Source organism: Delftia sp. PE138 (genome assembly GCF_018320755.1).
Lineage (GTDB): Bacteria > Pseudomonadota > Gammaproteobacteria > Burkholderiales > Burkholderiaceae_C > Comamonas > Comamonas tsuruhatensis.
The window spans coordinates 416,294-436,460 of sequence record NZ_JABEPN010000001.1; the positions used below are offsets into that span (position 1 = coordinate 416,294).

Below are 20,167 nucleotides of genomic sequence, written 5' to 3' on the forward strand. Positions count from 1 at the left end.
GTCCATGCATGACCTCAGCGACCGGCACCGAGTCCGCCCCGCACGACGCAGCCAGCGATGCGCTGTGGCAGCAGGACACCCAGGCCTTGCACGCCGGCTACCGGGGGCGCGAGCAGCAGCGCAGCGCGGCCGTGCCCATCTACCAGAGCACCTCCTTCGTGTTCGACAGCGCCCAGCACGGCGCCAACCTGTTCGGCCTGGTGGAGGAGGGCGATGTGTACTCGCGCACGGCCAACCCCACGCTGGCGGTGCTGGAGCAGCGCATTGCGGCTCTCGAAGGCGGCGTGGCCGCGCTGGCCCTGGCCTCGGGCATGGCCGCCATCGATGTGGCGCTGGCCACGCTGGCCAGTGCGGGCGACCATGTGGTCGTGGCCTCGCAGCTGTATGGCGGCACGCACAACTTCATCGCCCATGTGCTGGCCTCGCGCGGCGTGCAGAGCACGGCTGTGGCCAAGGATGATTTCCAGGCGTTGCGCCGGGCGATAGGGCCGCGCACCAAGGCCGTGTTCGTGGAGTCCGTGGGCAATCCATCGGGCGGCATTGCCGACCTGCGCCAGCTGGCCGATATCAGCCATGCGGCCGGCGTGGCCCTGGTGGTGGACAACACCGTGGCTTCCCCGCTGCTGCTGCGGCCCTTCGACTGGGGCGCCGACATCGTCGTGCACTCGGCCACCAAGGCCATCGGCGGACACGGCAATGTGCTGGGCGGGCTGATCGTGGACAGCGGCCGCTTCGACTGGGTGGCGCACGCGGGGCGCTACCCGCAGTTCAGCGCGCCCGAGCCGGCCTACCAGGGCTTTGTCTTCACCGAGAAATTTCCCGACCGCGCCTTCATCGCGCGGGCCCGTGCCGTGCTGCTGCGCAACTGCGGCGCGGCGCTGGCGCCGCACAGCGCCTTCCTGCTGCTGCAGGGCCTGGAGACGCTGGGCCTGCGCCAGGAGCGCGCCAGCCGCAACACGCTGGCCGTGATCGATTTCCTGCAGCGCCATCCGCTGGTGGAGCGCATACACCACGCCAGCCAGAGCGGCCACGCCGACCACGCGCTGGCCCTGCGCCAGCTGCGCGGCGGGCATGTGCCGGCGCTGCTGGGCTTCGAGCTGCGCGGCGGCCGCCCGGCGGCGCGCGCCTTCTATGACGCGCTGCGCCTGTTCCTGCGCCTGGTCAACATCGGCGACAGCAAGTCGCTGGCCGCCATTCCTGCCGAGACCACGCACAGCCTGCTCAGCGACGAGGAGCTGGCGCGCGTGGGCATTGCGCCCGGGCTGGTGCGCCTGTCCATCGGCATAGAGCACCCGCAGGACCTGCTGGCCGACCTGGCGCAGGCGCTGGAGCAGGCGCAGGGCCATGCGGTGTCGGCTGCCGAACGCGAACAAGACCGCGAGCAAGACCGCGATCAGCGCCTGGCGGCCTGAGCGCCCCTTCCTTCCCACTTCCCTGGCAGCACAGCATGAGCACCTTGACAGCATCCACTCTCGAAGCGCCCGCCGCCGCAGCGGCAACCCCGGCCCTGCCCGTCATCGATCTGCAGGCCCTGCGCGACCCGGCCACGCAGGCCCAGGCGCTGCGCCAGCTGGCGCGCACGGCGCGCGACACCGGCTTCTTCTACCTGGAAGGGCACGGCATAGGCCGGGACGCATGGCAGGGCATACAGCGGCGCGCGCGCGAATTCTTTGCGCTGCCGCTGGCGGACAAGCAGGCGCTGGCCATTGCCAACACGCGGCACTTCCGGGGCTATACGGCCGTGGGCATGGAGATCACGCGCCAGCGGCCCGACCAGCGCGAGCAGATCGACCTGGGCGAGGAGTCGCCCGAGATTCCTGCAGGCCCCGGCGTGCCGGACTGGAAGGGGCTGCAAGGCCCCAACCAGTGGCCGCAGGCCCTGCCCGGGTTCCGCGAGGAGGTGCTGGCCTGGCAGGCGGCAGCGCATGGCGTGGCGCTGGAGCTGCTGCGCCACTTCGTGGCCGCGCTGCAGCTGCCCGAGGGCGCGCTGGACGCCCTGGTCAGCGGCCTGCCTGCGCACCGCATCAAGATCATCCACTACCCGGGCAGCGAGCTGGGCGCAGCAGGCCAGGGCGTGGGCGCGCACAAGGACGGCGGCCTGCTGACCCTGCTGCTGCAGGACGAGGTGGGCGGGCTGCAGGTGGAGACGCCGGCCGGCTGGGTCGATGTGCCGCCGCGCGACGGGGCCTTCGTCATCAACATCGGCGAGATGCTGGAGCTGGCCACCAACGGCTATCTGCGCGCCAACGTGCATCGCGTGCTGGTGCCGCGCGCGGGCGTGCAGCGCTACTCCATCGCCTACTTCCTGGCGCCGCGCCTGGACCTGGGCCAGGTGCCGCTGCTGACCCTGCCGCCCGAGCTGGCCGTGCTGGCCACGGGGCCGCAGAGCGACCCGGACAACCCGCTGTTCAGCCATGTGGGCGAGAACGCGCTCAAGGGCCGCGTGCGCTCCCACCTCGATGTGGCCCAGCGCTTCTATCCCGAGCATTTCGCCCGCCTGCAGGCCCAGGCCCGCGCGGCCGGCCGTGAGTTGCACCCCGGTGCCTATTGATCGATTCCTGTTGATCGGTGCCTGTTGATTCTTGAAAGGACTGTGCGATGGACAAGCGAGTATTTCTGCGGGGACTGGCGGCGGGGGCCTCGGTGGCGGCGATGTCAGGCGCCATCCGGGCCGCGCAGGCCGGCCCGCTGCGCGTGGGCGTGCGCGGCGGCGTGGACGAGGAAATCTGGGAAGTGGTGACCCGCGTGGCACGCGAGCAGGGTCTGCAGGTCAAGCCCGTGGTCATCAGCGGCGCGGCCAGCCCCAACGAGGCGCTGAACAACGGCGACATCGAGGCCAACTCCTTCCAGCATGTGCCGTTCCTGCGCGACCAGAACCAGCAGCGCGGCTACCGGCTGGTGGCGGCGGGCGACACCTACATCTCGCCCATCGCCTTCTATTCGAAAAAGCACAAACGCCTGGCCGACCTGCCCGCTGGCGCGCGCCTGGGCATTCCCAACGATCCCAGCAACCAGACGCGCGCGCTGGTGGTGCTGCAGGACCAGGGCATCCTGAAGCTGCGCGAGGGCTTCGACCCCTTCAAGGGCACGGCGGGCCTGGCCGACATCGCCAGCTACCAGAAGAAGGTGCAGCTGGTGGAGGCGGCCTCGGTGGTGCTGGCGCGCTCGCTGGACGATCTCGATGCCTCGGCCATCGTCAACAGCTTTGCCTACCAGGCGGGGCTGATCGCCACGCGCGATGGCATTGCCGTCGAAAGGCGCGAGCGCAATCCCTACGTGAACATCATTGCAGTGCACGAGCGCGACCGCGCTGCGCCCTGGGTCGCGGCCCTGCTGCGCGCCTACCAGTCCGAGCCCGTGCGCCAGTTCATCGTGAGCAGGTACCAGGGCTCGGTGCTGCCGGCCTTCTGAGGCGTGTAAGGCAATGAAGGTGGAACAGGCGGCGGCCGGCGAGCCCCATGCAATCGATGCGCTGCAGCGGCCGCACATCGTCTTCGAGGGCGTGCGCAAGCACTACCCGGGAACGGGCAGGGGCGCGGGAAGGAGCGCGGGCGAGCCCGTGCACGCACTGCAGGCGCTGAGCTTCGAGGTGGCGCGTGCCGAGGTGTTCGGCATCATCGGCCGCAGCGGCGCCGGCAAATCCACGCTGCTGCGCACCATCAATGCGCTGGAGCGGCCCAGCAGCGGCCGCGTGCTGGTGGACGGCACCGATGTCGCCACGCTGGACGAGGACGCGCTGGTGGCGCTGCGCCGGCGCATCGGCATGATCTTCCAGCACTTCAACCTCCTGTCCTCGCGCACGGTGTACGAGAACGTGGCCCTGCCGCTGCAGGCCGCGGGCTGGCGGCCCGCGCTCGTGCGCGCGCGGGTGGACGAGCTGCTGGCCCTGGTGGGGCTGGCGGACAAGAGCGGCGCCTATCCGGCCCAGCTCTCGGGCGGGCAAAAGCAGCGCGTGGGCATTGCGCGCGCGCTGGTGCACGAGCCCGAAATCCTGCTGTGCGACGAGGCCACCTCGGCCCTGGACCCCGAGACCACGCAGTCCATCCTGGAGCTGCTGCGCGAGATCAACCGCAAGCTGCGGCTGACCATCGTGCTCATCACGCACGACATGGCCGTGATCCGCGAGGTCTGCGACCGCGTGCTGGTGCTGGACCAGGGCCGGCTGCAGGAGATCGGCGAGGTCTGGCAGCTGTTTGCGGCACCGCGCTCGGAAGCAGCGCGTGCGCTGCTGCGGCCGCTGCGGCAGGCCTTGGCGGCGGACCTGGAACTGATGGCGGCGGCCGATGGCCCGGAGGCCGTCGCCGTGCTGGCCATCGGATGGGCCGACGGCGGCAGCCAGCAGGGCCTGCCGCTGGCGCAGCTCCAGGTGCTGGGCCCGCGTGCCCGTTTGTTGCAGGGTGGCCTGGACTGCATGCGTGGGCGTTCGCAGGGCCGCCTGCTGGTGGGCGTGCCGATGCAGGATCTGCCCTCGTCGCTCTCCCCGCTCTCGCCGGCCGCGCTGTCTTCCCTTCAACAGGCGCTGGGCGCCGATTCACTGCAACTGCTTGGCCATGTCCCTGCCCCCGCTCGATAAATACCTGCAGGCCTTTCTGGAAACCCTGCTGATGGCGGGCGCGTCCTCGCTGATCGCCATCGTTGCCGGGCTGGCGCTGGCCATCGTGCTGCACACCACGGCGCCGGGCGGGCTCTATGCCAGGCCGCGGCTGTACCGGGGGCTGTCGGCGGCGGTGAACATCGGCCGGGCCATTCCCTTCATCATCCTGCTGGTGGCCCTGCTGCCGGTGACGCGCGCCATCGTGGGCACCACGCTGGGCACTTGGGCGGCGGTGGTGCCGCTGTCGGCCAACCTGATCCCGTTCTTTGCGCGCATCGCCCAGGTCAGCCTGGGCGAGGTGGACGGCGGCCTGGTGGAGGCGGCGCGCGCCATGGGCCTGCGCCGCCCGCAGATCGTGCGCCAGGTGCTGCTGCCCGAGGCGCTGCCGGGCCTGATCGGCGGGATGACCGTGAGCGTGATCGCCATGGTCAATGCCTCGGCCATGGCGGGCGCCGTGGGGGCGGGCGGCCTGGGCGACCTGGCCATCCGCTACGGCTACGAGCGCTATGAGACGCGCGTGATGTTCGAGGTCATCGTCATCCTGGTGGCCCTGGTGTCGGTGCTGCAGTTCGGCGGCGAATGGCTGGCACGCCGAGCCGACCACCGGCGTTCGATCTCTTGAGATGATTTGGAAATAACAGACTGAATTTTTATTATTTTTGGTTTTTTCGACTTGTCTCGACAATGGCCTGCAGCAGCATTCGGGCTGCTGATTCTTTTCCGAGACGCTTCGATGACCCACACCACACGCCCCGCCTGGCCTTCCCCTCTTGCCGGCCGCACTGCCATGAAGCCGGGCGTGGCCATCGTCTGTGGCGTCCACCATGTCCAGCTGTCCTTCCCGGCGCGCGCCCAGGCGGCCATGGAGCGCTTTTATGGCGAAGTGCTGGGCCTGTCTGCCCTGACCGTTGCCGGGCGTCCGGGCCTGAGCTTTCTGGCCGGCGGTCAGCGCATCGATCTGGTGCCCTACAAGGGGCAGTCCGGCGGCACCGAGCGCGCGGCGGGCAACCTGGTGCACCTGGCGCTGACGGTCAGCGACGTGGATGCGCTGCGCCAGCAGTTGCTGGTGCACGGCGGCCTGGCGCTGGAGGTGGCGCCCGTGAGCGAGGGCCGGCGCTGCTATGCGCGCGACCCCGCAGGCAATCTGATCGAGCTGCTGGAGCTGCCCCGCGAGGCAGCGGCCGATGCCCCGGACGAGCCGGCCGTGGCCTGTTCGGCCTGAAAGCCTCTCGCCGTCCCCTCTCTCTTTCCTTCCTGCTTTTGCCTTCCACAGGCCCGGGCCGCACCGGCCCCGGGCGGAGCCTTGCCCATGAACTTCCAGCAACTGCGCTATGTGCGCGAAACCGTGCGCCGCGGCTACAGCCTGACCGAGGTGGCCCACACGCTGCACACCTCCCAGCCCGGCGTGAGCCGTCAGATCCGCGAACTGGAGGAAGAGCTGGGCGTGGAGATCTTCATCCGCGCAGGCAAGCGGCTGACCGGGCTGACGCCGCCCGGCGAGGCGCTGCTACCCATCGTCGAGCGCCTGATGCTGGAGGCCGACAACCTGCGCCGCGTGGGCGCCGACTTCAGCGCCAGCGAGCAGGGCCGGCTGTCGATTGCCGCCACCCACTCCCAGGCCCGCTATGCGCTGCCCCATGTGGTGCGCGACTTCCGCCAGCGCTATCCGCAGGTGCGCCTTCACCTGCACCAGGGCTCGCCCGAGCAGGTGGCGCAGATGCTGCGCAGCGGCGAGGCCGACATCGGCGTGGCCACCGAGGCGCTGGCCGGCTATGAAGGCCTGGTGGCGCTGCCCTGCTACCGCTGGACGCACGGCGTGGTCGTGCCGCCGGGCCACCCGCTGCTGCAGTCGCAGCAGGCGCTGACGCTGGAGGCGCTGTCGCGCTTTCCCATCATCACCTACGAGCAGGGCTATACGGGCCGCGCCCACATCGACGAGGCCTTTGCGCGCGAGGGCCTGGAGCCCGACGTGGTGCTCACGGCCATGGACGCCGACGTGATCAAGACCTATGTGGAGCTGGACATGGGCGTGGGCATCGTCGCCTCGGTGGCGCTGGATGCCGAGCGCGACCAGGGCCTGCGCACGCTGGACGCCGGCCACCTGTTCGAGGTCAACACCACGCGGCTGGGCCTGCGCAAGGGCGCCTGGCTGCGCGGCTATGCCTATGCCTTCATCGAGACCTTCGTGCCCACGCTGACGCGCGAGGTGGTCGAGCAGGCCGTGCGCCAGGGCGTGGAGCCCGAGTAGGCAGACAAAGGGGGCCGGCCTCAGCCCGGCTCGCGCGCCATCTCCAGCAGGGTGTCGCCGGTCACGCGGTAGCGGATCCACTCGGTCTGGGGCAGGGCGCCCAGGCGGTCGTAGAACTCGATGGAGGGCAGGTTCCAGTCGAGCACGCTCCACTCGAAGCGGCCGCAGTCCTTCTCGACGGCGATCTGCGCCAGGCGGCGCAGCAGCGCCGTGCCCGCGCCCAGGCCGCGCGCCTCGGGCGTGACGTAGAGGTCTTCGAGGTACAGGCCGTGGCGGCCCTGCCAGGTCGAGTAATTGAAGAAGTAGACCGCAAAGCCCACGGGCTGGTCGCCATGCAGGCAGATCAGGCCGAAGACGGCGGGGTTGTCGGCAAACAGGGTGCGCTTCACATGCTCTGGCGTGGCCAGGACTTCATGCTCGGCTTTTTCATAGACGGCGAGTTCGCGCACGAAGCGGACGATGAGCTCGGCGTCATCGGGGGTGGCGGGTCGGATCTGTAGGGTGGTAGTCATTCAATCGCGGGGGAACACGGGAAGCCCGGAAAAACGGTATTGCGGCGCAAGATGGCGCCGCAATCTCCGGTTTTAGCCGATTTTCACGCCCGTGTCCGCCAGGGGCTGTTGCACCGGAAGGGGCAGGAACTGGCGCAGGATCTGGAAGTGGTCCTCGAAGAACGCGCTTTCCATGGCGGGCAGGTCGCAGACGGCCACCCAGCGCGCCAGTGCCGCATCGTCGCCGCCCTGCACGGGCGGCAGCGAGGGCAGCACGCCCAGGTCCAGGTAATGCACATGGGTGATGGTGCGCCCGCGCAGGCTGCGGTCGGGGTGGTCGAAGACCTGCACGGACTGCAGGGCCGCCTGCAGGTCGGCCTCGCTGAGCGTGGAGCAGGTCTCCTCGCGCAGCTCGCGCAGGCAGGACTGCCACAGCGTGTCGCGCGGCTCCAGGAAGCCGCCCGGCAGCGCCCACAGGCCCAGGCCCGGGGCATGGGCGCGGCGTATCAGCAGGATGTGGTCCTGTTGCGCGTCTTCGTGCGGCACACGGCAGCGCAGCAGCGCATCCACGGTCACGAAGACGGGCGGGTAGGGCGCCGCAGCCCAGGCCTGGCGGTACCGGGCCAGCATGCGCCATTCCTCGCACATCTGCGCATGGACGGGCGTGGTGGCCCATTGGCGCAGGAACTGCAGGGTGGCGGGCGGCACCTGGGCGGCCAGGGCCTCGAAGTCCACGCCGGATTCGCCGAAGTAGATGTCGCGCAGCGGCGTGGCGTCGAACTGGCCCAGGCGCGGCAGGCTGATCAGCTGCCAGCGCGGAAAGCGCGCCAGGTAGCCGCTGGTCGCGTCCTTGAAATGGCCGACCAGGGCCACGCTGGCGCCTTCGGGCACGCAGGACTGCACGGCCTGCTGCACGGCCTGTACCCACAGCGGCTCGTTGTAGTAGTCGCGCACGGGCACGCAGTGCAGGCGGGCCGCGTCCGCGGGCGGCAGCGCCTCGCGCAGCATCTGCGCGCGCTCCTGCCAGCTGAAGGGATTCTTGGGATTGGGCGCCTGCCAGGCGCTGCCCAGCACGACGACGATCTGCTCGGCACGCTCCAGCGCCGCGCGCAGCAGGGCCATGTGGCCGTTGTGCAGCGGCTGGAAGCGCCCGATCAGCACGGCGGTGTGCACGCGCTCGCTGGTGGCCGGGGTTTCGGTGGGGGCGTCCATGGCGGCAGTCTCTTGCATAAACAGGCTCGGTGGCTTCACTCTGGCTTCATTCGTAGTGGGCGGCAATTGGCATCTGGCGGCCGGTGCCGAAGGCGCGCGGGCGCACGCGCAGTATGGGCGGGGCCTGGCGGCGCTTGTACTCGCTGCGGAAGATCATGCGCTTGACGCGGTCAACCAGCTCGGCCCCGCCGGGCTGGCCCAGCAGCTGGGTCACAAAGCGCTCGGCCGTGCCGTATTCGGCGGTGGACAGGTGCCGGCCCTCGATGGCGTATTTGAGGATTTCGTCCAGCACCGCATAGGGCGGCAGGCTGTCCTCGTCCTTCTGGTCGGGTGCCAGCTCGGCCGAGGGCGGCTTGTCGATGATGGCCTGGGGAATCAGCTCTCGGCCCGCACTGTGGTTGATGTGGCGCGACAGCTCGAAGACCTCGGTCTTGTAGAGATCGCCCAGCAGGCCCAGGCCGCCGTTGGTGTCGCCATACAGCGTGCAGTAGCCCACCGAGATCTCGGACTTGTTGCCCGTGGTCAGCAGCAGGTGGCCGAAGGCGTTGGAGTACTCCATCAGCGTGGTGCCGCGGATGCGTGCCTGCAGGTTCTCCAGCGGCAGGCCTCGCAGCGGCTGGCCGAAGCTGGCCTCGAACTGGCGCGCATAGCCGTCAACCAGCTCGCGTATCGGGTGCTCATGCAGCGTGATGCCCAGGTTGCGGCACAGGATCACCGAGTCATCGACCGAGCCGCTCGACGAAAAGCGCGAGGGCATGGTGACGGCCACCACGTTGTCCGCGCCCAGGGCCTCGGCCGCCAGGGCCAGGGTCAGCGCGCTGTCGATGCCGCCCGAGCTGCCGACCACGGCGCGCGTGAAGCCGCAGCGGCGCGCATAGTCGCGCAGGCCCAGCACGATCTGGCGGCGGTAGAACTCCATGGTGGGCAGGCCTGCGGCCGGCACGCTCGTGCAGGGCTGGCCGGCCGCGTCGAGGAAGCGTCCGTCGCCGAACTGCAGCGTGCGCAGGTCCTCCACGAAGCGATCGGCCTCGAAGACCACGCCGCGCCCGGGCTCCACCGCGAAGGAGGCACCGTCGAACACGATCTGGTCCTGGCCGCCGATCTGGTTCACGTAGAGGATGGGCAGGCCGTGGCGCGTGGCCGCCTGGCCGAAGATCTCGTGGCGCTGCTCGCGCTTGCCCAGGTGGCTGGGGCTGGCGTTGATGCTGACCACCAGGTCGGGCGCGGCGTCGGCCATGCGCGCGAAGGGGTTGGTGGCGTAGTCGGCACCGGCGTCGTTCCAGCCGTCCTCGCACACCAGAAAGCCCACCTGGGCCTGGCCTATGCGCAGCACCTTGGCCGCGTCGGGGCCGGGCTCGAAGTGGCGGCGTTCGTCGAAGATGTTGTAGGTCGGCAGCAGCTGCTTGTCGTAGCGCAGGCGCACGGCGCCGTCCTTGAGCACCAGCAGGCTGTTGTGCAGCGGCTTGCCCGGCCCGCTGGCGCGCGTGGGCGCGCCGATGACCCAGTGCAATTGCGGCCACTGGCGCGTGGCCTGCAGCAGCTGCTGCAGGCCTTGCTCCAGGCGCTCGCGAAAGGCGGGCTCGTCCAGCAGGTCGCCAGGGTAGTAGCCGCACAGCGACAGTTCGGGAAAGACCAGCAGGTCGGCCTGCGCGTGCGCGGCGCGGGCAGCGGCCTCGGCCATGCGGGCCACGTTGCCGGCGATGTCGCCGACGGTGGGGTTGAGTTGGGCAATGGTGATGCGCAGCATGAATGGAGCCTTGGCGGTGTCAGGCGGTGTCAGGCGGTGTCAGACGGCGACAGGCTGGGCCAGGCCGAAGACCTGGCGCAGATAGGCCAGATAGGTTTCGTCGTTGCACAGCGTCTTGCCCGGCGAGTCCGAGATCTTGGCCACGGGCTGGCCGTTGGCGTGGGTGAGCTTCATCACGATGTTGATGGTCTCCAGCCCCATGTCGTTGGTCAGCCGCGTGCCGATGCCGAAGCCCAGCTGTATGCGGTCGGCAAAGCGCTGGTACAGGGCCAGGGCCGTGTCCAGGTCCAGGCCGTCGGAGAACACCAGGCGCTTGGCCTGGGGGTCTATGCGCAGCTTCTGGTAGTGGGCGATGGCCTTCTCGCCCCAGGCATACGGGTCGCCCGAGTCGTGCCGCAGCCCGTCGAAGAGCTTGGCGAAGTACATGTCGAAATCGGCCAGGAAGGCATCCATGCCCACGGTGTCGGTCAGGGCAACGCCCAGGTCGCCCCGGTACTCCTGCACCCAGTCCTCCAGTGCGGCGATCTGGAAGTCGCGCAGGCGCACGCCCTGGGCCTGGTAGCTCTGCAGGTACTCATGGGCCATGGTGCCTATGGGCACGATGCCGAAGTCGCGCGCCAGCAGCACGTTGGACGTGCCCTTGAACCACTGCGCCGTCTGCGTGGCAAAGGCCTGGACCACCTCGCGCTGCCAGGCGCCCGAGAAGCGCCGGCGCACGCCGAAGTCGAACAGCTCGAAGGGATTGCGCAGCCTGGCCTCGCAGGCTAGGTGGCGCAGGCGCTCGATCTTGCCGGCCAGGCGCCTGCGGCCTTCGGCCAGCGCCGCCTCGGCGTCGAAGCGCCGGAAATACAGCTCGTTGACGATGGCCAGCACATAGATCTCGAAGCCCATCACATGGACCTGGGGGCCCTTGGCCTCGATGTGCAGGGTGTCGCCATCGGCCCAGGCACGGATGAAGGCGCGCTGGAACTGGAAGATGCGCAGAAAGTCGATGAAGTCGCTCTTCATGAAGCGCAGCCCGCCCAGGTAGGCCAGGTCTTCGGGCGTGAAGCGCAGCGCGCACAGGGCGTCCAGCTCGCGCTCCACCTCGGGCAACAGCTCGGCCAGCGGGAAGGCCGTCTTCGTGCGGCAGACGAATTCGTATTCGGCCTCGGTCTGGGGATTGCGGTGCAGCATGGCCTGCCACATCGTGAATTTGTAGAGATCGGTGTCGAGCAGGCTGGTGATGATGGGAGCCATGGTGCGATGCTGGGGAAACAGGAAAGGGGGCTGCGCGCAGGAAGGAGGCCTGGCCCCTACAGGTGGAGTTCTTGGCTGGAGGCCAGCCGCAATCCGCGGGCCTGCATGGCTGCAAGGAAATCATGGTGCGCGGACTCGAAGCCCGGCACCGGGCTCATGGCGTCGTGCATCAGCACGATGCGCTCAGGATGGGGAAGGTGCTCGACCAGATGCTCGACCGTGGAGCGCACGCAGTGACTGCTCGCCTCGCCCGCGACCACCAGCATGTCTGCCTGGGCCAGCCGCTCCAGCAAGGCCGTATTCAGCAAGGTCGCCGGATCGGCCGGGTCGGGGACCTCGGCCAGCAGCGCGCTGTAGTGCTCGGTCCAGGGATTGAGCCCCTTGAAAACGTTGTACACGGCGCGCTGGCGCTGCTGCTGCCAGTCGCCGCAGGCCGCCAGCACATCGGCATGGATACCGTGGCCCCAGCTGCCCACCTCGCAGTGCACGGGCCAGACCATCAGCGTGTAGCGGCTATTGGCTTCGAGTGCATCCAGATAGTCCAGGCTGCGCTGCAGCGCCTCGGCGTTGCGCGGCCGGAACACCCCCGCCCGCACCTGCGCCGCCGTGATCGCGGTGAACGGCGCCACATCGCCGCTGTCGTCGCCATTGCCCTGTTGCCAGAAAGCCGGATGGGCGATGTCGTAGCGCTGGTGCGAGTCCAGCGTCACCGTGATGGCGTCCACCTTCCCCCCCTCGCGCCGTATCCAACCGGCAAGCCGCTGCATGTCGGCATGGGCGCCCGCCACGGGAAGGCTGGGGCGTAGTCCGCCAGGACACCAGCCCTCAGGCAGATCGCAGAAGTCGTTCTGGGGGTCTATGACCAGGAGCTGGGTGGTGGAGGGCATGGACGAACGCCGCTGAGCGCAATACGTTAAAAGCCGAGTGTAGTGTTGTCCTGGAGTACCGGCCTCATCGGTGGCGGTTCGGGCGGAAAGCTGTTTCAGCGAGCTTTCATATGGTTACCCGTTACCAAACTACAATCGTGAGTTTTTATGTGTACGCAATTATTCGCTTGAATTTTTACCCACACCGCAACCACTCATGAGGCCGAGCGTGTAGTGAGCAGTTCGGTGCAATAGTTTTTATTGGAAACAATGGCATCTCTGCAAGCTACAACGGCGTTTATGGGGGTGGGGTTGGCAGTGCTGATCCTCTACCTGATCCGCCGTGACCATCTTTATCTTATGCACGGCCTGTTCTGGGTGGTCGTGGCCGTGGCTGCAGTGGTTTTGGGGGTCTGGCCGGGTTTGATCGACAGGGCTGCTCGGATGCTGGGCATCAGCTATCCGCCTGCAATGCTGCTGCTGTTTGCCAGCGTCGTGCTTCTGATCAAGTCTTTGCATGCCGACATGGTCAACACCCGCATTGAACGGGACGTGCGCCGGCTGACCCAACGACTGGCAATGCTGGAAGCCGATGCCGAGCATCAGCGAAGTGCTGGCACCGCGTCTGATGAAGCTTGGGCAGGACACGATGCATCAAGGTAAGGAAACTGCGGCGATTTTGCCAGTGATCCTTTGTGGTGGCTCTGGTACACGGCTGTGGCCTCTGTCTCGCGAGACCTACCCAAAACAGTTCCTGGCTTTGCCCGGCAAGCGCTCGATGCTGCAGGAAACCGTTCTACGCCTGCAGATGTCGCCAAGCCGGCGCATGCTTCCAGAAGTCAGGTCGCCAATGCTGGTCTGCAACGTGGAGCATCGCTTTCTTGCGGCCAGCCAACTGGTGGAAGTCGGCATACAGGATGCCTGCATCCTGCTGGAGCCTTCGGGGCGCAATACGGCACCCGCCCTGACGCTGGCGGCTTTGCAGGCCGTTTCTTCCGACGAAGATCCCGTGCTGCTTGCCATGCCTGCCGACCATGTGATGGCTGATGTGAAGGCGTTTGCCTTCGCGGTTGAGCAGGCCTTCCAGATTGCCGAGCAGGGGGCCATGGTGACGTTCGGGGTTGCGCCTGATCGCCCTGAGACCGGGTATGGCTACATCCGAAGGGGTGAGCCCTGGCGGGGCGAGGCAGGCGCATTTCGCATTGCCAGTTTTGTGGAAAAGCCTGACAGGCCACAGGCTCTCCAATACCTCGCTGGCGACGACTATTTCTGGAACAGCGGGCTGTTCATGATGCGCGCCAGCGTGTGGTTGCATGTCCTCGGACAGTGTCGCGCAGACATTCTTGCCGCCTGCCAGGCCTCCATGAAGGAGGCTCGGCACGATCTGGACTTCATTCGTCCGGGCGTAGACAGTTTCGAGGCCTGTCCAAGTGATTCCATCGACTACGCCGTGATGGAGCATCTTCCGGGTTGTCCTGCGCTGGGCGTGGACGGCTGTGTCATGCCGCTGAGTGCGGGTTGGTCGGATCTTGGCGCCTGGGACGCACTGTGGGATCTACAGGAGCGCGATGCGCAGGGTAATGCCCTGATGGGGGATGTACTGGCCCATGATTGTGCTGATTCCTTGTTTGTCTCCAGCAGTAGGCTGGTGGCCGGGGTGGGTTTGGAGCAGATCGTTGTTGTGGAGACGCCCGACGCCGTCCTAGTCGCAGACAAGCGGCGTGCGCAGGATGTGAAGCAGATCGTGGCGAAACTCCGTGATTCGGGTCATGAGCTGGTGCAGACGCACAGAAAGGTCTACAGACCCTGGGGTTGGTATGACTGCCTCGATGCCGGTGAACGCTTTCAGGTCAAGCGCATCGTGGTGAAGCCAGGCGCGAGCTTGAGCCTGCAGCTCCACAGGTGCCGTGCCGAGCATTGGGTCGTGGTGCAGGGGACAGCCGAGGTTACCAATGGCGAGGACAACTACTTGTTGGGTCCGAATCAGTCGACCTATATCCCGGTTGGAAGAGTTCACAGGCTTGCCAATCGGGGCGAGTGCCCGCTGGAGATCATTGAAATCCAGTCTGGAGACTATCTTGGTGAAGACGACATCGTGCGCCTTGAGGACAACTACGGCCGGCGGGCCCCGGCCAACGGCGTCGATATTGATAACGGGTAAACCGATTTTTTTCTTCGCTTGAAACATGCAAATAGACAAAGCAAAGATTGCTGTTGTGGGGCTAGGCTATGTGGGTTTGCCGCTGGCCGTCGAGTTCGGCAGGTGCCGCGATGTCCTTGGTTTTGACATCAATGTGGCGCGTGTCGCTGAGCTGCGAGGCGGCCAGGACGCCACCCTGGAGGTCAGTCCTGACGAACTGAAGGCTGCCCGGCGGCTGAAGTTCAGCTCAGACCCGCGAGACCTGGCGGATTGCCAAGTTTTCATCGTGACCGTGCCAACGCCCGTGGACAAAGCCAACCGGCCTGACATGACGCCACTGGTCAAGGCCAGTGAGACCGTGGGGCGTGCCATGCCGCCCGGTGCCCTTGTGATCTACGAATCCACTGTCTACCCGGGGGCTACCGAGGAAATCTGCGTTCCGGTCCTCGAGCGCTTCAGTGGCAGGGTATTCAATCGTGACTTCTTCTGCGGATACAGTCCTGAACGCATCAACCCAGGCGACAAGGTCAACACGCTGACCAAGATCAAGAAAATCACTAGCGGCAGCACTTCCGAAGCCGCCGATGCGGTGGATGCCCTGTATGCCTCCATCATCGTTGCAGGCACCCACAAGGCCAGCAGCCTGAAAGTAGCAGAGGCGGCCAAGGTCATAGAGAACACGCAGCGTGATCTCAACATCGCACTGGTCAACGAACTGTCGGTGATCTTCGAGCGCATCGGAATCGATACGTTGGACGTCCTGGAGGCCGCTGGCAGCAAGTGGAATTTCCTGCCTTTCCGACCTGGGCTGGTCGGAGGCCATTGCATAGGCGTGGATCCTTACTACCTTACCCACAAGGCGGAGGAAGTGGGATACCACCCCCAGGTCATTCTGGCCGGACGCCGCATCAACGACAACATGGGGCGCTATGTGGCGCGCAACACCATCCGCCTGATGCTCAAGAACGGCATGGATGTTCCGCGCTGCCGCATCGGCGTGCTGGGCATCACCTTCAAGGAAAACTGCCCCGACATCCGCAACAGCAAGGTCGTGGACATGATCCGCGAGTTCGAGGCTTGGGGCGCCAACGTGGTCATTGCTGACCCATGGGCCAGTGCCGAGGAGGTGGCTCATGAATACGAGCTGACTTTGGGTCAGATTGACGCGGAACATCCTGTCGACGCCTTGGTCGTGGCCGTTGGGCACAACGAGTTTCGCCAGGTTTCGCCCCTCCAACTGCGCAGTCTGTGCCGTGGCGAGCGCCCCGTGCTCGCGGACGTAAAAAGCCTTTTCTCCAGACAGCAGGCCGCTGAGGCCGGGTTTACCGTCTTTCGCCTCTAAATTACGTCATGAAAAACTTTGCTCTGATCGGCGCAGCCGGATACATCGCGCCCCGGCACATGCGTGCCATCAAGGACACGGGCCACAACCTGTCGGTGGCGTATGACATCAACGATTCGGTGGGCATCATTGACAGTATTTCGCCGCAGAGTGATTTCTTTACCGAATTCGAACGCTTTCTCGAGCATACCCATCGCCTCAATCGTGATCCTGCGTCAGCGCTCGACTATGTTGCCGTGTGCTCTCCCAATCACTTGCACCACGCCCATATCGCGGCGGGCTTGCGCCTGGGTTGCGATGTGATCTGCGAAAAGCCCTTGGTGCCGACCACCGCCGTGCTGGACGAACTCGCATGCATAGAGTGCGAAACCGGCAAACGCGTCTTCAACATCCTGCAGTTGCGCCATCACGAGGCCATTTTGCGCTTGCGTGAAAAGGTGGCCGCAGCACCCAGGGACACGAAGTTCGATGTCGAGCTGACCTATGTCACCTCGCGCGGAAAGTGGTATCTGGAAAGCTGGAAAGGCGATCCGCGCAAATCCTTTGGCGTGGCCACGAACATCGGCGTGCACTTTTTCGACATGCTGCACTTCATCTTCGGGAGCCTGCAGGAAAACCACATTCACCTCCGTGAGGACACCAAGGCAGCAGGCTACCTGGAATACGAGCGCGCGCGCGTGCGCTGGTTCCTGTCTATCGATGCGAATGACCTGCCAGAAGGGGTTAAGGGCAAGAAGCCCACTTTCCGGAACATCGACATCAGTGGCGAGAAGCTGGAATTTTCCGAAGGCTTCACCGACCTGCATACGACAAGCTACCAAGAGATTCTTGCCGGACGTGGTTATGGTATTGAGGATGCGCGGCATTGCATCGAAACGGTGGAAATGATTCGCAGTTCTCATATAGTGCGATCATCTAGTGAATGCACACATCCTTTTGTACTGACGGCGGCGGCGGGGTATTGACAGAATGAGCTCGCTTGGTTTGAAGCCGGTTTCTCAATGGTACCTGCTCATCATGGATGTGCAGGCCGCATTAAGGTTGTGGCGATTCTGGCTGCACCTGGGTCTGGAAGACATACTTAAGCAATATCGTAGATCTTTTCTAGGTCCCGTGTGGATATCTCTGAACACCGCCATCTTTATCGGTGCATTTGGGGTGATTGGATCTCAGGTATTCAATATTGACATAAAGACGTATCTGCCATATTTTTGTGTCAGCCATGTCTTATTCCTTTTTATATCCCACTGCATATCCGATGGATGTCAGACATTCATTTCTGCTGCAGCCTTCTTGAAGCAGACACCTTACCCCAAGACTGCGTTTGGCCTGAGAGTAATATGGCGAAATCTGCTGATGATGGGGCATAACATACCAATAGCCTTGCTGGTGCTTCTGGTTTTTGGTGGTTTGGAAAATATAAAAATCATTCCTTTCTTTCTTGGGATGGCATTTACTATTATCTGCGCGGTTTTGTTGGCTTGTATTCTAGGTGCTCTATGCTCTAGGTTTCGTGACATCCCCATGATAGTCACCAGTCTCATGCAGGTTGCAATTTTCTTGACGCCGGTTATGTGGCAGCCATCTCAGCTCAGCGAACGTGCGCAATTGATTGTTCATGTCAATCCGTTGGCTGCATTTCTTGATTTGATTCGTGCCCCGGTTCTGGGTAAATCGGTTGAATCAAGCAGCTACATGATGGCTGCTTGTTCTTTTGTTTTTTTGCTGATTGCTTTCTTCACGATATTTCTGAAGAGTCGGCGTAGGCTTGTGTACTGGCTTTAATCATGGCGAGCATAGAACTTGAGCGGGTAAATGTCGATTTTCCCTTGTTCTCCTCAAGATCAAGAGGGCTGTTGAACACTTTGCTTGGAAAAGCCCAAGGTCACCGTGGTCGCATAGAGGATGTGGGCGGAGGAACCATTGCAGTCAGGGCCTTGCGTGAGATTACGCTATCCCTCAAGGATGGCGACAGAGTCGGTCTGATTGGCCGCAATGGTGCTGGCAAGTCAACGATGTTACGTGTGCTTTCGAGTGTCTATGAGCCTACCTCTGGCGTGATTCGATCGGTAGGGAATATATCGTCTCTGATTGATCTGATGCTTGGAATGGATCCAGAGGCCAGTGGTTATGAGTTCATCGCAACACGCTGTGTTGTGATGGGGATAAGTGCTCGTGATGCCAAGGCACTGGTTCCGGATATAGAGGATTTTACCGAACTGGGAGATTATTTGCATCTTCCTGTACGTACCTATTCTTCCGGGATGATGCTAAGACTGGCATTTGCTGTATCTACGGCGATCGCCCCGGATATTCTTTTGATGGATGAGATGATTGGCGTTGGCGATGCACAGTTCATTGACAAGGCCCGGATGCGACTGGAGGCCATGATGAGTAAAGTTAGAATCCTTGTACTGGCTTCCCATAGTGATCCGATATTGAAAACCTTCTGCAATCAAGGTATTTGGCTCAATGAGGGGCAGATAAGAATGCAAGGTAATATAGAGGATTGCATTGCGGCCTATCACTCAAGTTGAAAAAGGAGATTTAAATGAACAGTTCCTTATTCTCCGCACATTCGACCGCCATCGTTGACCCTGGTGCCCAGATTGGCGCGCGAACACGCATTTGGCATTGGGTGCACATCTGCGCAGGAGCACGCATTGGTCAGGATTGTTCCTTTGGTCAGAATGTATATGTTGGGAACGACGTGGTGATTGGAAATAATGTCAAAGTCCAGAATAATGTCAGTATTTATGATGCGGTGACATTGGAAGATGATGTTTTTTGCGGACCGAGTGTGGTTTTTACCAATGTCTACAATCCAAGAAGCACGGTCATTCGCAAGAGTGAATATCGATTCACCATTGTGCAGCGTGGGGCGACATTGGGCGCGAACTCGACAATTGTATGCGGTGTGACTATTGGGGCCTTTGCTTTTGTGGCAGCCGGTGCTGTGGTTAATCGCAATGTCAAGCCTTATGCATTGATGGCGGGTGTTCCAGCCCGACAAATAGGGTGGATGAGCGAGCATGGTACACGTCTGGAATTGCCTTTGAATGGCAATGGCATGGCAAGTTGCAATGAATCGGGTGTCGAATATCAACTGTCCGATGGGCAGATTAAGCGTCTATAAGTAGAAATAATTCTCAATTTCGGGGATGATATGGACTTCATTGATCTAAAAGCTCAGTATTCTTTGCTGAAAAATGATATTGATAGGAGGATACAAATCGTCCTGAATCATGGGCAGTATATTCTGGGGCCCGAAGTCGCTGAACTTGAGGAGCGGCTTGCCGAATTTGTTGGTGGCAGATTTTGTATATCGGTAGCCAATGGAACCGATGCGCTGCAGATCGCTTTGATGGCCTTGGGTGTAGGGCCTGGCGATGAAGTCATAACTCCGGGATTCACCTATATAGCAACGGCGGAGACAGTTGCCTTGCTGGGGGCAAAGCCCGTATATGTAGATGTGCTTTCGGGGTCTTGCAACCTTGACCCAAGTCTGATAGAGGCAGCAATTACAACAAGAACGAAGGCTATTATTCCCGTAAGTCTTTACGGACGTTGCGCAGATTTCGAACCTATCCAGAATATTGCCCGGAAATATGAGATTCCTGTCATTGAAGATGCCGCTCAGAGTTTCGGTGCTACATACAGAGGCGTCAAGAGTTGCAATATTTCTGACATAAGTTGCGCCAGCTTTTTTCCGAGTAAGCCATTGGGGTGTTATGGAGACGGTGGTGCAGTATTCACGAACGATGAAAATCTCGAGAAAAGCTTAAGACAGATAGCTAGGCATGGACAAGAGCGGCGTTATCACCATGTACGTGTAGGTGTCAACAGCAGGTTGGATACATTGCAGGCAGCAATTTTGTTGGCCAAACTCGAAGTGTTCGAATCCGATTTGAAAATAAGACAGGAAGTGGCTGAACGCTATTTTAATGGCCTGGCATCTTGTTCTGGATTGGTGCTGCCCCAGTCTATCACGGATGATATCTGCAGCTGGGCGCAATTCACGGTGAGGCATCCCGAGCGTGATCTGCTTGCCAAAAAACTACAGGAAAGAGGTATTCCTACTGCAATTCATTATCCCGTTCCATTGAACAAGCAGCCAGCTCTTCGTGAAACTAATTGCGTGCTGCCGGTGGGGGATAGATTGGCAAAAGAGGTTCTTAGCATACCAATGAGCCCCTGGCTAAGCGTTAATGATCAGAGTAATATTATTGAATCAATGCAGTCTGTTTGTGAATCGTTGAAATAAAGATAAACAAGGCATCGATAGGAA

20 protein-coding genes are annotated in these 20,167 nt (G+C 63.2%); 15 read left to right on the forward strand and 5 right to left on the reverse strand.

Annotated features, from left to right (window positions below; all coding sequences use genetic code 11):
• Window positions 1-8 precede the first annotated feature (8 nt).
• The 7 genes from HFGMBDPB_RS01825 (at window position 9) to HFGMBDPB_RS01855 (ending at window position 6,842) form a co-directional block, all read left to right on the forward strand.
• Window positions 9-1,412, forward strand: coding sequence for an O-acetylhomoserine aminocarboxypropyltransferase/cysteine synthase family protein (locus HFGMBDPB_RS01825; RefSeq protein WP_212644794.1), 1,404 nt, complete (start codon window positions 9-11; stop codon window positions 1,410-1,412).
• 35 nt (window positions 1,413-1,447) lie between these two features.
• On the forward strand, window positions 1,448-2,551 hold the full coding sequence (locus tag HFGMBDPB_RS01830) for an isopenicillin N synthase family dioxygenase (RefSeq protein ID WP_212644795.1): 1,104 nt from the start codon (window positions 1,448-1,450) through the stop codon (window positions 2,549-2,551).
• Between the two features lie 47 nt (window positions 2,552-2,598).
• On the forward strand, window positions 2,599-3,411 hold the full coding sequence (locus HFGMBDPB_RS01835; RefSeq protein ID WP_012207412.1) for a MetQ/NlpA family ABC transporter substrate-binding protein: 813 nt from the start codon (window positions 2,599-2,601) through the stop codon (window positions 3,409-3,411).
• A 13-nt stretch (window positions 3,412-3,424) separates the two neighbouring features.
• Window positions 3,425-4,573: a methionine ABC transporter ATP-binding protein gene (locus HFGMBDPB_RS01840; RefSeq protein ID WP_212644796.1), complete on the forward strand. Its 1,149-nt coding sequence runs from the start codon at window positions 3,425-3,427 to the stop codon at window positions 4,571-4,573.
• A complete protein-coding gene (locus tag HFGMBDPB_RS01845) occupies window positions 4,551-5,216 on the forward strand; it encodes a methionine ABC transporter permease (RefSeq protein WP_013800725.1) in 666 nt (221 codons plus the stop codon). The genes HFGMBDPB_RS01840 and HFGMBDPB_RS01845 overlap by 23 nt, the downstream gene beginning before the upstream one ends.
• A gap of 111 nt (window positions 5,217-5,327) precedes the next feature.
• Window positions 5,328-5,816 (forward strand): VOC family protein, encoded by a 489-nt coding sequence (locus tag HFGMBDPB_RS01850; RefSeq protein ID WP_012207409.1) that lies wholly within the window; start codon window positions 5,328-5,330, stop codon window positions 5,814-5,816.
• Between the two features lie 87 nt (window positions 5,817-5,903).
• Entirely contained in the window at window positions 5,904-6,842 is a 939-nt protein-coding gene (locus HFGMBDPB_RS01855; protein WP_013800726.1) for a CysB family HTH-type transcriptional regulator, read from the forward strand.
• Between the two features lie 20 nt (window positions 6,843-6,862).
• On the opposite strand, the gene HFGMBDPB_RS01860 is transcribed toward HFGMBDPB_RS01855, so the two are convergent.
• From HFGMBDPB_RS01860 to HFGMBDPB_RS01880, 5 genes are all read right to left on the reverse strand, one after another.
• Window positions 6,863-7,354 (reverse strand): GNAT family N-acetyltransferase, encoded by a 492-nt coding sequence (locus HFGMBDPB_RS01860; RefSeq protein WP_012207407.1) that lies wholly within the window; start codon window positions 7,352-7,354, stop codon window positions 6,863-6,865.
• A 72-nt stretch (window positions 7,355-7,426) separates the two neighbouring features.
• Window positions 7,427-8,545 (reverse strand): bifunctional nicotinamide-nucleotide adenylyltransferase/Nudix hydroxylase, encoded by a 1,119-nt coding sequence (locus tag HFGMBDPB_RS01865; protein WP_017407515.1) that lies wholly within the window; start codon window positions 8,543-8,545, stop codon window positions 7,427-7,429.
• A gap of 46 nt (window positions 8,546-8,591) precedes the next feature.
• Window positions 8,592-10,292 carry an NAD+ synthase gene (locus tag HFGMBDPB_RS01870; RefSeq protein ID WP_209799752.1) on the reverse strand — a complete coding sequence of 567 codons (1,701 nt, stop codon included), beginning with the start codon at window positions 10,290-10,292 and terminating at the stop codon, window positions 8,592-8,594.
• A 39-nt stretch (window positions 10,293-10,331) separates the two neighbouring features.
• Complete coding sequence (gene pncB / locus HFGMBDPB_RS01875; protein ID WP_012207404.1) at window positions 10,332-11,531, reverse strand: nicotinate phosphoribosyltransferase; 1,200 nt, start codon at window positions 11,529-11,531, stop codon at window positions 10,332-10,334.
• A 56-nt stretch (window positions 11,532-11,587) separates the two neighbouring features.
• Window positions 11,588-12,418 (reverse strand): cysteine hydrolase family protein, encoded by an 831-nt coding sequence (locus HFGMBDPB_RS01880; protein WP_212644797.1) that lies wholly within the window; start codon window positions 12,416-12,418, stop codon window positions 11,588-11,590.
• A 249-nt stretch (window positions 12,419-12,667) separates the two neighbouring features.
• On the opposite strand from HFGMBDPB_RS01880, the gene HFGMBDPB_RS01885 reads away from it, so the two are divergent.
• From HFGMBDPB_RS01885 to HFGMBDPB_RS01920, 8 genes are read left to right on the forward strand one after another with little or no spacing between them, the layout of a single operon-like run.
• Window positions 12,668-13,060, forward strand: a complete 393-nt coding sequence (locus HFGMBDPB_RS01885) for a DUF2304 domain-containing protein (protein ID WP_212644798.1) — start codon at window positions 12,668-12,670, stop codon at window positions 13,058-13,060.
• Entirely contained in the window at window positions 13,047-14,558 is a 1,512-nt protein-coding gene (locus tag HFGMBDPB_RS01890; protein WP_212645241.1) for a mannose-1-phosphate guanylyltransferase/mannose-6-phosphate isomerase, read from the forward strand. Before HFGMBDPB_RS01885 ends, HFGMBDPB_RS01890 begins: the two co-directional genes overlap by 14 nt.
• Before the next feature lie 25 nt (window positions 14,559-14,583).
• On the forward strand, window positions 14,584-15,879 hold the full coding sequence (locus tag HFGMBDPB_RS01895) for a nucleotide sugar dehydrogenase (RefSeq protein ID WP_212644799.1): 1,296 nt from the start codon (window positions 14,584-14,586) through the stop codon (window positions 15,877-15,879).
• Window positions 15,880-15,887: 8 nt separating this feature from the next.
• On the forward strand, window positions 15,888-16,844 hold the full coding sequence (locus HFGMBDPB_RS01900; protein ID WP_212644800.1) for a Gfo/Idh/MocA family protein: 957 nt from the start codon (window positions 15,888-15,890) through the stop codon (window positions 16,842-16,844).
• Window positions 16,845-16,848: 4 nt separating this feature from the next.
• Window positions 16,849-17,664 (forward strand): ABC transporter permease, encoded by an 816-nt coding sequence (locus tag HFGMBDPB_RS01905; RefSeq protein ID WP_212644801.1) that lies wholly within the window; start codon window positions 16,849-16,851, stop codon window positions 17,662-17,664.
• A 2-nt stretch (window positions 17,665-17,666) separates the two neighbouring features.
• Window positions 17,667-18,416, forward strand: coding sequence for an ABC transporter ATP-binding protein (locus HFGMBDPB_RS01910; protein ID WP_212644802.1), 750 nt, complete (start codon window positions 17,667-17,669; stop codon window positions 18,414-18,416).
• A 14-nt stretch (window positions 18,417-18,430) separates the two neighbouring features.
• Window positions 18,431-19,015 carry an acyltransferase gene (locus tag HFGMBDPB_RS01915; protein WP_212644803.1) on the forward strand — a complete coding sequence of 195 codons (585 nt, stop codon included), beginning with the start codon at window positions 18,431-18,433 and terminating at the stop codon, window positions 19,013-19,015.
• 30 nt (window positions 19,016-19,045) lie between these two features.
• Window positions 19,046-20,143: a DegT/DnrJ/EryC1/StrS family aminotransferase gene (locus HFGMBDPB_RS01920; RefSeq protein ID WP_212644804.1), complete on the forward strand. Its 1,098-nt coding sequence runs from the start codon at window positions 19,046-19,048 to the stop codon at window positions 20,141-20,143.
• The last annotated feature ends 24 nt before the right edge of the window (window positions 20,144-20,167 follow it).